The following is an 11,497-nucleotide window of genomic DNA, read 5'->3' as shown; positions in this document are numbered from 1 at the left end:
GGTCTTAATATGAGTGACTCAAAATTCAATGTGCTTCTTTATTCTGATGGATCTCAGCAGGCATTTTCGGCTGCAGTATACGCGGCGAATTTGCTAAAAAATATGCCGAATATGCATCTAACTATTGTACAGGTTCAGGAAAGTGATGAAGGTTCAATGGGTACAGAGTACAGTTGGATCGATACTTGGCCAGTTAGTCCTACGTCAGAGTGGATGAAACGTGTCATTGAGTCAGATACTAATGTAAGAAATTTGTATAATGATATTCTTAATAGAACTAACGAAATTTTTACTGAAAGAGGTAAGAATGTCAGTCATCATGTAATCTATTGTAACCCTAGCATATCTGACACAGTAGATGCGCTTCTTGAGTATGCGGAAAAGAAAGAATTCAAGTTAATTATCATGGGTACTCGGGGTTTAACCACGCTAAAAGGCCTGATTTTTGGTTGTATAGCTCACAATGTTCTAAATAGATCACCTATCCCTGTTTTGTTAATTAAGAAGTTGCCCCAAGATTTTATTGATAATTATTGCTCCGATGATAACAGCAATGTTTTAAAAGTTAATCATCTATAGTCCCGGTTCTCTCAGTTGATCTCCTATCTTTTTTGAAAACCCAATCAGCCCCGCAGAGAATTGTCTCTTCGGGGCTGATTGGGTTTAGCTCAATTCACGAGAACCTATTTTGGTGTATATTACTATCATAATTTGAAAGGCGGGATCAGGTTGACTGATTCAACTCTTAGCAGAGATTTGTCTTTGACGGATCAGGCAAACGGGAAGTCGGGAGAGATGATTTATCCAATCTGGTTATTATTTAATCCTAAGCATCCTGCTGTGCGACATTATATTTGGACGCCTGTATTGGCGGAAATTCAAGATCAGGTATATAGGGAATTACGTAAAAGGATAGATTCTTCTAAAATTTATACGCGGTTTGCTGTTTCCGACAGTAGTATAGTTCCGAACACATTGAATTGGTGGGATGCTAAAGTGGCCGCAGAAATAGCCAATTTTCGAGAGTTTGCTTCATTGCATAAGCCGAAAATCCTAATATCTTTTGGTGCCTTTCCCTTTGAATTTTTAAGACGAGTCTATGCAATGAAACCTGAGAAAGGCCCAAAGTCTTGGGGAACCACAAATTTAGGGGACGAATTCATTAAATCTATTGAGCACTTTGACCTCAATAAAACCAATATTTTTCCTTTGCTTCGTAGAGTTGTCGAAAGTGACAAGTACATTGATGATCTTGATTATACCGATAAATATTTCAAATACGTTGGGACTAATATTGCCAGGAGAATTATCGAGCATAAGGATCAACTTAATATTTGGATGGATTAAAAAGCGAGATTACTGAGTTAAATAATAGTTGTAATAAGAGAATCTAATTAGGCTTCATAGAGATTAACCTCCCTATGAAGCTTTTTGTAGTATGTTTTTTATCAAAAAGGACAACTATTAAAAATTAAAGAATTTGATTAAGAAGAATTGAGTTTGATCAACAGGCCAACCTTATCATTGGAGTAAGAAGGTAATTTCCAGGCTTTTACGTCTCCTAAGTAAGTTAACTAGCAACTTAAGGTTGTTTTGTAGCTCGAAAACATGTCAAATGAACGTGGATTTACTATCAAATAACAAATCTAATTATTTCGCTATCAGGTATAATAATTATGAGCATATTGTTTTGCTCTAGACACATTTCTTTCATAATGTTAATCTCTAATTGTGATGAATCACACATGATAGATAAAGAGAGGGGGTTATTAAAAATAATTAACTAGGGTCGTACTGGTTCTAGAAATAGATAGATATATAAAGCTGCCTGATGGCCGCTAAGAAATTTAATCGAGTTAATTAAATGCTTAAAGTCATAAACATGAGGATTTTGAGTTAGTGAACTAAATTTTATCAATCATTGGTGACCCGCCAAGATTCTTATGTGAATGGCAGTACAAGCAAAGAAAGGTGGAAGCTATTTTGTCCTGCTTGACTCCAAAAGAAACCTTTTCTAAGGGTGAGAGTATGAAGAGAGAACTGGGAGAAAGAACTTATCCGATATGGCTATTAATAAACCCCAAATACCCGGCAGTTCGCCATGATATTTGGAGACCTATATTAGATGAGATCCAAGACAGAGTATTTAGAGAATTGTATACACGAATAGACACTTCCAATATTTATATTCGTAGTGCTGTAAATGACGGAGGTATCGTTCCTAATACTTTAAACTGGTGGGGTAAGGAGGTAGCAAAAGAAATTGAGTATTACAGAGAGATCGTAAATGAACACAAGCCCAAGATGCTCATATCTTTTGGCGCATTTCCCTTTGAATTTGCAAGGCGTGTCTTTGAAGTAAAACCAGAAAAAGGACCGAAAGCCTGGAGTTCTTCCATTCTTAAAGATGAATTTGAAAACGCTATGGAAAATTTTGATATTAACCAAACTAACAGGATACCACTGCTCCGGCGTGTGATTCCTACAGATAAATTCATCGAAAACCACAATTTTCTGTCGCGGACAGATAGGGAGACTTATTTTCAACATGTCGGGGCGAAAATTGCGGAAAAGATAATTGAAAATAAGGAACATCTAGATATCTGGATTAAGTAAAACTAACTACAGGGTGAACAAGCGGATTTCCAATTTGTCACTTTCCGTTAAGCGAAGGAAGTGTTTTTATTGAATAAGATACTAGTCATTGATGATGAAGAGCATCTGTGTTGGGCTCTCGAAAAAGGCCTCCGACAGGAAGGGTATCAGGTGATAACTGCCACACGGGGGAAAGAAGGCCTGGAACTAATTCAGAAAGAAACACCTTCCTTAGTTCTGCTTGATCTCAAAATGCCTGAAATGGATGGCTTAGAAGTGTTGGTTAAAGCCAGAGAACTCTTTCCAAAGCTTCTGGTAATTATGATTACCGCTCATGGATCAATTGATACTGCCATTGAAGCTATGAAACTTGGGGCAATCGATTATATTTCCAAGCCATTTGACCTTAATGAGCTCAAGATAGTTGTGAGGCAGGCCTTAATGGTAAGCCGTTTGCGGGAAGAAGTTGTTTTTTTGCGCTCTGAACTGAATAAAAAACATGGTCGAATTTTGGGCAACAGTCCGGCAATTCAAGAGGTTAACAACCTTATTGAAAGGGTTGCAGACAGCAATGCTACAGTAATAATTACCGGAGAAAGTGGTACCGGAAAAGAAGTTACGGCACTTTCAATTCACAATCTAAGCTATCGCCGAGAAAAGTCCTATGTTCCAATCAACTGCGCAGCACTCTCTGAAACACTACTAGAAAGTGAATTGTTTGGCCATGAAAAAGGAGCATTCACGGGTGCTGTGAGTAGAAAGCTAGGTCGCTTTGAATTAGCTGATAAGGGAACAATATTTTTGGATGAGGTTACTGAAATGCCTCTGTCAATGCAAGTTAAACTCCTTAGAGTACTTCAGGAAAGACAGTTTGAAAGGGTAGGAGGAACCGAAAGCATCAAGGTTGATGTAAGGGTTATAGCTGCAACAAACCGTGACCCGATGGACTGCATTAAACGAGGAACTTTCAGGGAGGATCTGTACTACCGTTTAAATGTACTGCCGATTCACATTCCCCCCTTAAGGGAAAGATCAGAAGATATATCATTATTGACCATGCACTTTATGCAAAAATTCAATCCCTCGCAAGAACAAATGATCTCTCCTGAGGCTTTAACATTATTAATGAACTATGAATGGCCTGGGAACATTCGAGAGCTGCAAAATGTAATCGAAAGGTCTGTCATCCTCTCTCAAGGGCAGGAGATTAAGGTGCAACATCTACCGAAAGAAATTCAAAAAGTTGAAAACAAAAAAAGCGATGCAGATCAAGGCTTGATTCTTAATTTTCCTGACAAGGGGATTTCATTCGATGAAGTAGAAAGAGAATTGATTCTTAAGGCTCTTGAGAAAAGTCGAGGGAATCAGACTAAGGCAGCACAGCTACTTGGACTTACACGATCAGCACTTCTTTATAGAGCTCAAAAGTACCAAGTAAAATTATAATGGGAAATCTACAATGGTTCTGTGTAGAGAGGGAGGGAACTATGAAAGAGACTTCAAAGTGCAGCCAATGTATTAATAAGGAGTTATGCCATATTCGCTCTAGTCTTAATAGGATTATTAATGATGTAATCAAGACTTCTGAAGCTGAAGTACACCAGTTGTCACCTAAAGAGATAGACTTTATAATATACACGGATATTTCGATAATTCCAACACGCTGTGCGAGTTTTAAATGCCGTCCTGAGTCGTCTGGAATTAGAGAGGGTTTATCTGCATTTAGATTACCATTGGCAACACCTGCAATATGAATATACTGCTATTATTAAGTCGATACTCTAGGCACCCTGTGGATTATCAGGGGGCGATCAAATATTTGAAATAGCCCTCGAAAGATTAGTTGATCTTTTCGAGGGCTATTTCAATAAGTCTTAGTATGCCTGGGCCGATCGGTTCTCCGAGGTATAGCTGACATTTCTAACAAAAGAGTTTGCATGCTCTATAGCTTTCTCAGATGAGGCAAAAACCTCATCCTCTTCCATATAGATATTTTCTTTACCGACGTGATCAACAACGTTCATTTTTTTCAGCATGCCTAAGATTTTTGGTGTAACTCCTGAGAGAATAACCTTTTTTTCTTCCTTTAAAGCTCGGTCAATATAAGTTTCAATAACTTCCATTGCGGTAATATCGATGATTGAAACGCCCTTGAAACGTATGAGATAAACTATGGAGTTTGGGAATGAGTCGCTTAACTTCTTGTCAAGATCCGCTGAGGATCCGAAATATAGGTTTCCCTCTAGTTGATGAATTGCAACAGCGGTGTCATTTTTACAGGCTAATTGTTCAATAAATTGTCCGTTATTTCCTCTGACCGTTTCTAAAGTTATGACGGTAGCTACGGCAGAATCCTTTAGGTATAGAATTACTGAGACAGCAACTCCGGCATAAATTGCTTGCTCTAAATGAGGGGCAAAAATTGTCGTCAACATGGTCACCAGTAGGACTATGGCATCATTACGATTAGTTGTTATAACTTTAACTAAAGCTCTTTTATCAATCATTGAGTAGGCAACTACCATGATAACCCCAGCTAAACTTGCATTTGGAATATATCTCGCGTAGGGAGCAAAGAAAAATAAGACAATGAGGATTATCAAACCTACCAGCACACCTGTTAACCGGGTTTTTCCTCCATTTTGATGGGTTATAGCAGAACGCGTAAAGGAACCGGAGCCTGCTATACTGCTGAAAAATGATCCCACTAAATTGGCTATTCCTTGGCCAATAAACTCCTGATTGGGATCAATCTTTTGTTGGGTTTTAGTTGCAATTGCCTTGGAAATTGATAATGCTTCAACTAGACCAATAATGGCAATGACGACTGCTCCGGTACTTAAATTGCCAATAGCAGAGAGATTGAAGTTGGGCATGCTTAGCGGCGGTATAGCTTGAGGAATTTGTCCGACAACCTTTACCCCTAATTCCTCTAAACCTAGGATCATCACAAGAACTACTGAAAAGATAACACTTAACAAAGCACCGGGAATATTCTTATTAATTATTTTACTGACTATAATTATTGTTATAGTAAAAAGGCCAACACCTAAAGCGTAATAATTAATTTTATCAATACTCTGTAAACAAGCAACTACTTTTCCAATACTTGAAAGGTGTGGATCAGGCAGACTAACTCCCATTATGTTATTTAGCTGACCCATTGCAATAATAACACCTGCCCCGGCGGTAAAGCCTACGATTACAGCATGGGAAACATAGTTGACCAAAGAACCCAGTTTTAGTACCCCCATGGTAAATTGTATAGCTCCCACTAAAAAGGTTAGGAGAAATAAGTTTGCAAAAAAGTTATTGCTTCCTGCAAAGGGTATCATATAGGATGCTATCAAGAGACAGATAGCATTAGTTGGCCCGGTGGCCAACTGATTAGAACTTCCAAACGAAGAAGCAATAATGGTTAGCACAATACCAGAGTATAAACCGTAGGCTGGGTGAACACCGGCGATCATTGCATAAGCCATAGTTTGAGGTAAGGCAACCACTGCAACAGTTAATGCAGCGATTAGATCGAATCTGAAATTCTTTTTATCATAATTGATTAAGGTATCAATAAGTGGAATAAACTTTGAAATGTTCATAGTTATTGCCTCCAAACAGTAATTTTTCACTACTAATTAGGAAATAACATAAATGAAGTTTTGTGAAACATAGTACGTATTAAGCTGTACTTATTTATCAGCATATAGGTTTAGTAGATGACGTAGAGGAGGAAAATAAACTTACAATATTCCTCAGCAGGGAAGGATCTACTATTCGGAGAATATACAAAGATTTTTTGATGGTTATGCGCTTCCGGCGTTCTCTATTTGAGGAATGTCAACCGGAAGCATGATAACTTGGTTCTAAACTCCCGTGGATTCAACTATTATTTTTCGTTGATTGGCCAAAGCCAGTCTCCAAAGAAAACTAAATAGTCCCAGCAGAATTTTAAGGTACTCATGTTAATCATCCTTTCTCCAATAATTAGTTTAGTATAACGACTAATTGGGTTGCGGAGGTAAATTCGGATGCATACGTTAAGAGAATTAATAAATTAGATAGAGATGTTAGAGCATGTAATTAAATCCATATTTCCAGATGATCTTTGTTTTCGATAATTCTTTCAGCAATCTTCGTTGCAACATCATAATAATAATTATCTTGGTCAACCCAATCTTTGATATTGGCTGTTTTAGAAATTCTTCGCACCAAGGGAATACAGTTTGGTCGATTTATATCAAAGTTGGCAATTGCCTGCTCGAATTCGTTGCTTAAATTTCCGGTATTCCAATACTTAGTTTGACCTTCGGAACCTTGATCGAAGGCTCGCTTGATATACTCATTGGTAATGGCACCAAAAGTAATTAGAAGCTTAGGTTGGTACCTATAGACACTCTCTTTGAGTATTAGAATCTTTTTAGTTAACTCCTCCTCCATTGAAGTATTACATATTTTTCCTATATCGCTGAAAGCGCTCAGAATAAATATATTTCTACTGTTAATCCTTGCTCTGAGTTTACGATAGACTTTATCCTGAATCTCATACATTATTGGATTCCATATATTACTGATGTCATCAGGGTATTTCGGATTTGCGATGAGCCAGATTGGAAAAGATTTATCTCCTGCTTCAATTTTCATCTGGTCAATAGGCGAATGATTATTGAGTAATAAGCTGGACAAAGGAATTTCCTCCTTTCAGAATAATCCTATCAAGAATATTGATTGTGAAGATACAGAGGGGATGTAGACGGTAATAATCTTATAATGTTATTCTTTAAAAGTGATCAAGGACATGGTGGGGCTTTTAGAGATTAAATGTTTCCTAATCTAACGTAGAATTGGTCTCGCTGTTACTTGTTCTTGAATTTTTTCACTGTTTAGAGTGTGGAATTTCTTCATCACTTCCACAATTAATTTGCTTGTTTCAATCTCATTATGAATATTACAAGAATCAAATAATTCTTGGACCCAAACGGTGAATTGATTAGTAGTCATATAAATTACCTCCTATGTTTCTAGTTATTGCAATTAACATGCCAGCCATTTTAGGTGTTTTTTGAGGAGATTTTGTATGTTTTCAGCCACTGTAATCTGTTTTGAAGCGATAGTTAGAGCTTTAGTAGACTCACAGATCTTGTGATATGCTTAAAGAGGGTCTTTGTCAGGAGTGTTTGTTTTCAAGCACTATAGAGGGATCTGTCTGAATTCGTGCTATGGAGGTGGTTGCTTGTTTAGAATTCTCAAGAATAAATCTTTCGCTTCGCAAATAATGTTTGTTGTTTCGGCAATTCTACTGATTCCTATCTTGGTAATGATGTATGACATCTTTTTTTCTGGAGCAAAGGATGAAATGCTCTTAACTACTAAAGAAGAGCGATTGGGAACCATGGTCAATGCTACAGTCCAAGGCTTGACAAAGGGTTTGGAGGGTTACAGTCTGGAATACAGCTCTCCACTCTCTAAAACTGATATCAAAACAATTGCTAATGCCTTTGATTCAATAGCCAAGCCATTAGCTGATGGTAACCCCGGGGTGCGCTTGGGGTTATACATTCCTGAAACAAATGATCTTTTTGTCTATGGTTTTCTACATCAATACAGACCTCAAACCCCTGAGGAAATAAAAGCTCGCGAGTATCGCATTTTAAACGAGGCTTCTTCAGGCCTTATAGCAGTTAAAGCAACTAAAGAACCTCTTGCTCGTATTGCAGGTTCATTAGGAGATCAAGCATTTGAATACTTGGTGCCAGTGATAAAGGACGGAAAACTGATTGCCATTGCCTGGGCAGATGAACAGGTTCATCCGGTCTTTGCGCAAAGCAGGCAGTTCAGCCTCATTACCCGATACATGACTTTATTTGGTTTGATACTTGGTCTGGGGACAGCCCTTTATATTATTCATAACTTAGCTTCTGAAGTGCAAATAATTAAGAATGGAATATTAAGCATGCAGGAAGATAGTGATAAAAGGCTTCCTACGCTGCCAGGAGAAATCGGAGAAGTTGTTCAAGCTATCAACAATATGGCAGACAACTTAAAGGAAAAGAAAAGGCTGGAAGAAGAATTAATGCGCTCTGAAAGACTTGTGGCTTTAGGCAGACTAGTCACAGGAGTTGCGCATGAATTAAGGAATCCTTTGGCGATTGTTAAATCAACCGTTCAAGTTATGGAGGGCGAGTTTAAAACCCAACAAGGACTATCGGAATATACAAAAGTAATTTGTGAACAAGTGGATCGCGGAAATCTTGTTATTAAGGAGTTGTTAGATTTTGGTCGACCAAGTAGACCAATCGTTAGTCCGACTGAGTTAAATAGTTTATTGTCATCCGTTCTAACATTTACCTATCCCATGCTAAGGCAAAATAAGATTCAATTAGAGAAGAGGTTTGAACCCAATCTGCCTTTGGTAAATATCGATATGGATCGAATGAAACAAGTTTTTGTAAATTTAATTATTAACTCTGTCCAAGCAATGCACAATGGAGGGAAGCTTATCATTCAATCACAGGCTAAAGCAGAAACCATTGAAGTTCAGATTACTGATACAGGTACAGGAATTGAAGCAAGTGATCTTTCGCGTGTCTTCGATCCGTTTTACACAACCAGAGACGATGGTGCCGGTTTAGGATTGTCGATTAGCTATCAAATTATCCATATGCACTTAGGCAATATATGGGTCGCTGAAACCTCTCCCAGAGGGACTACAATAATTGTGAGTATACCTAAATCGAACTCACTTCCAATAAATCAGTAAAGCCAAGACTCGATACAAAAAACTTCATTTTCAAGTTGAAAACTCCGAGGAGAAAGATTTTTCTCTTCGGAGTTTTTTTATAATTAATAGGTCTTATTAAGAAAGATTTGGACGAAGATCCTTATAGTCCTTATTGATTAAAAGTGAATTGAATTTTGATTGTCATAGTTAGCTGTAAGTCTATTTTAGTCGAAATTAAGGAGCAAAAGATTAATAACCTTAATTAGGTTAGATGATTACTAAGCAAATAACAAGGAAAGTCATGTAATTGCAATAAACAATACTGATTAAGAGCATTTTGATTTGCTATAGACGTAATTCTATCACGATGGTAATCTTATCTTGTGAGTATAGTCACATACATAGTTGAAGGGAGGGTGATACAATTCACAAGACTTATAGAAAAATATCGATCCGTAATAGATGGGAAATAATTGACTATAAAAGATTGGAGGGTGATCTATCAAAGAACCAGATAGTTAAGAAACCAATAGCTTTTGTCAATAAAAAAAGCAGCCTTTGAAAGGCCGCTAAGAAATTTAATCGTAATAGCATTATAACACAAAAAATATCAAAATTGGAGGATGTGCAAAGTAATTTTTGCTTAGGTGATAACTTAGAGAAGAAACACCTAAAATTCGAAAGAGGGGTGTGTTAATGTGAGTAGTCATAATGTAAAACGAATATTTTTTATTATACTTGGTGTTGCATTATTTTTAGTATTCTTTTATGCTCCACAATTTGGACCTGCGGTAGATCCTTCTGGTAAGGCTTTTGAATTAAGCCAACAAGGAAAAGCAGCTATTGGTCTCTTTTTCTTAGCGAGTATTTGGTGGGTGTTTGAAGTAACCCCTATTGGTGTTACAAGTCTCATGATTGGGGTTGTGCAAGCTTTATTTTTAATCCGTCCTGCAAAAGAAGCTTTTAGAGATTTTATGGATCCCACAGTATTGTTTATTTTAGGATCTCTTCTTATAGGTTTAGCTTTCACTAAGTCTGGAATCACTAAGAGAATCGCCTATAAGATGCTAGATGTAGTAGGCGAGGATACAAGAAAGATATTATTAGGGGTTTTTGTTATTACGGCATTATTAACCCACATTATGGCTCATACAGCTGTAGCTGCTACAATGTTTCCAATTTTAGTAACAATTTTAGCTTTATATAATGGTGATAGTACGGATGGTAAACCTTCGAAATTTGGTAAGGCATTATTCATTGGGATGGCCTATACTGCAGGAGCGGGAAGTATCTGTACACTCTTAGGTGGTGCCAGAAACCCGGCTGCAGTAGGTTTTTATAAAGAGTTTACCGGAGTTGACGTTTCATTTATCGACTTTTCGATCCATTTGGCTCCTTTTGGTTGGGCAACAGTATTCCTTATTTGGGCTTTGTTAATGGTCATTTATAAACCTGAAAAGTCGAAGATTCCTGGCTTGCGTGATAAGGCAAGGTCTGAATATGCGAAACTTGGTCCTGTTAAAAAGAATGAAATCTTTGTTGGTGTTGTCGTCGTGTTTGCCCTGGCTATGCTTGTGTTACAAGCGATCATTCCCGCTTTAAAGACTATGGATCGTTCTGTTCCCTTGCTGCTTGCGGGAGTGCTGTTTTTCCTTGCTAACGTACTGACAGTGGAAGATCTTGAAAAGAAAATTCCATGGAATATTGTGTTATTGTTTTCAGGTGCTATGAGTATCGGATTCTGTCTTTGGCAGACCGGTGCGGCTCAGTGGATCGCTATTAAGTGGTTAGGAATGCTTGCAGGTGCACATTGGTTGGTATTTGTATTAGCGGTTAGTTTCCTAGTCTTGATAATGACAAACTTCATTATGAATGTAGCAGCTATTGCGATTACTCTACCAGTTGCGCTAGTTATGGCTCAATATCTTGGAGTTAACCCTGAACTGATTTTATATGGTGCTACAGCTATGGCTGGCATGCCATTCTTACTTCTGATTGGAGCGGCTCCTAATGCAATGGCCTATGAGTCAAAACAGTTTACAACAGGCGAGTTCTTTGTAAGCGGTATTCCGGCTAGTGCGGTTATTATGGGAGTCTTAGTGATTATGACATTTACCTACTGGCCGATGGTTGGCCTGTCACCACTTCTAAAGTAGATAATTTAATAATTGATACACCTAGGTC

At 37.7% G+C, this 11,497-nt stretch carries 9 protein-coding genes; 6 read left to right on the top strand and 3 right to left on the bottom strand.

The genetic code is table 11. The features are described 5' to 3' along the window. The first annotated feature begins 9 nt into the window (after window positions 1-9). The 4 genes from BLS16_RS14580 (at window position 10) to BLS16_RS14565 (ending at window position 4,041) form a co-directional block, all read left to right on the top strand. Window positions 10-579 (top strand): universal stress protein, encoded by a 570-nt coding sequence (locus BLS16_RS14580; RefSeq protein WP_092334385.1) that lies wholly within the window; start codon window positions 10-12, stop codon window positions 577-579. A 150-nt stretch (window positions 580-729) separates the two neighbouring features. After that, the gene (locus tag BLS16_RS14575) at window positions 730-1,347 is read left to right on the top strand and encodes a hypothetical protein (RefSeq protein ID WP_092334383.1); all 618 of its coding nucleotides are present in this window, start codon (window positions 730-732) and stop codon (window positions 1,345-1,347) included. Between the two features lie 636 nt (window positions 1,348-1,983). Further along, a complete protein-coding gene (locus tag BLS16_RS14570; RefSeq protein WP_092334382.1) occupies window positions 1,984-2,616 on the top strand; it encodes a hypothetical protein in 633 nt (210 codons plus the stop codon). 69 nt (window positions 2,617-2,685) lie between these two features. Continuing rightward, window positions 2,686-4,041, top strand: a complete 1,356-nt coding sequence (locus BLS16_RS14565) for a sigma-54-dependent transcriptional regulator (RefSeq protein ID WP_176786180.1) — start codon at window positions 2,686-2,688, stop codon at window positions 4,039-4,041. A 428-nt stretch (window positions 4,042-4,469) separates the two neighbouring features. Here the strand turns inward: BLS16_RS14565 and BLS16_RS14555 are convergent, their stop codons facing one another. The 3 genes from BLS16_RS14555 to BLS16_RS23685 all read right to left on the bottom strand — a co-directional run bounded on the left by BLS16_RS14555 (window position 4,470) and on the right by BLS16_RS23685 (window position 7,593). Beyond that, window positions 4,470-6,194, bottom strand: a complete 1,725-nt coding sequence (locus tag BLS16_RS14555; RefSeq protein ID WP_092334376.1) for a SulP family inorganic anion transporter — start codon at window positions 6,192-6,194, stop codon at window positions 4,470-4,472. A 481-nt stretch (window positions 6,195-6,675) separates the two neighbouring features. Next, window positions 6,676-7,278, bottom strand: coding sequence for a hypothetical protein (locus BLS16_RS14550; protein ID WP_092334374.1), 603 nt, complete (start codon window positions 7,276-7,278; stop codon window positions 6,676-6,678). Between the two features lie 147 nt (window positions 7,279-7,425). Next, entirely contained in the window at window positions 7,426-7,593 is a 168-nt protein-coding gene (locus BLS16_RS23685) for a hypothetical protein (RefSeq protein ID WP_014902590.1), read from the bottom strand. 232 nt (window positions 7,594-7,825) lie between these two features. Here BLS16_RS23685 and BLS16_RS14545 point away from each other — a divergent pair, with 232 nt between their 5' ends. Both BLS16_RS14545 and BLS16_RS14540 read left to right on the top strand, forming a co-directional pair. Beyond that, complete coding sequence (locus BLS16_RS14545) at window positions 7,826-9,352, top strand: ATP-binding protein (protein WP_092334372.1); 1,527 nt, start codon at window positions 7,826-7,828, stop codon at window positions 9,350-9,352. A gap of 659 nt (window positions 9,353-10,011) precedes the next feature. Then, window positions 10,012-11,469: an SLC13 family permease gene (locus BLS16_RS14540; RefSeq protein ID WP_092334370.1), complete on the top strand. Its 1,458-nt coding sequence runs from the start codon at window positions 10,012-10,014 to the stop codon at window positions 11,467-11,469. The last annotated feature ends 28 nt before the right edge of the window (window positions 11,470-11,497 follow it).

Source organism: Desulfosporosinus hippei DSM 8344, from assembly GCF_900100785.1.
Taxonomy (GTDB): domain Bacteria; phylum Bacillota; class Desulfitobacteriia; order Desulfitobacteriales; family Desulfitobacteriaceae; genus Desulfosporosinus; species Desulfosporosinus hippei.
Note: the sequence above shows the minus strand (reverse complement) of the source record. Positions and strands in the feature narration are given on the sequence as shown.

Bases quoted from the DNA above. Each gene is read 5' to 3' on its own strand.
- BLS16_RS14580 (WP_092334385.1), top strand. From the start codon at position 10: ATGAGTGACTCAAAATTCAATGTGCTTCTTTATTCTGATGGATCTCAG.
- BLS16_RS14555 (WP_092334376.1), bottom strand. From the start codon at position 6,194: ATGAACATTTCAAAGTTTATTCCACTTATTGATACCTTAATCAATTAT.
- BLS16_RS23685 (WP_014902590.1), bottom strand. From the start codon at position 7,593: ATGACTACTAATCAATTCACCGTTTGGGTCCAAGAATTATTTGATTCT.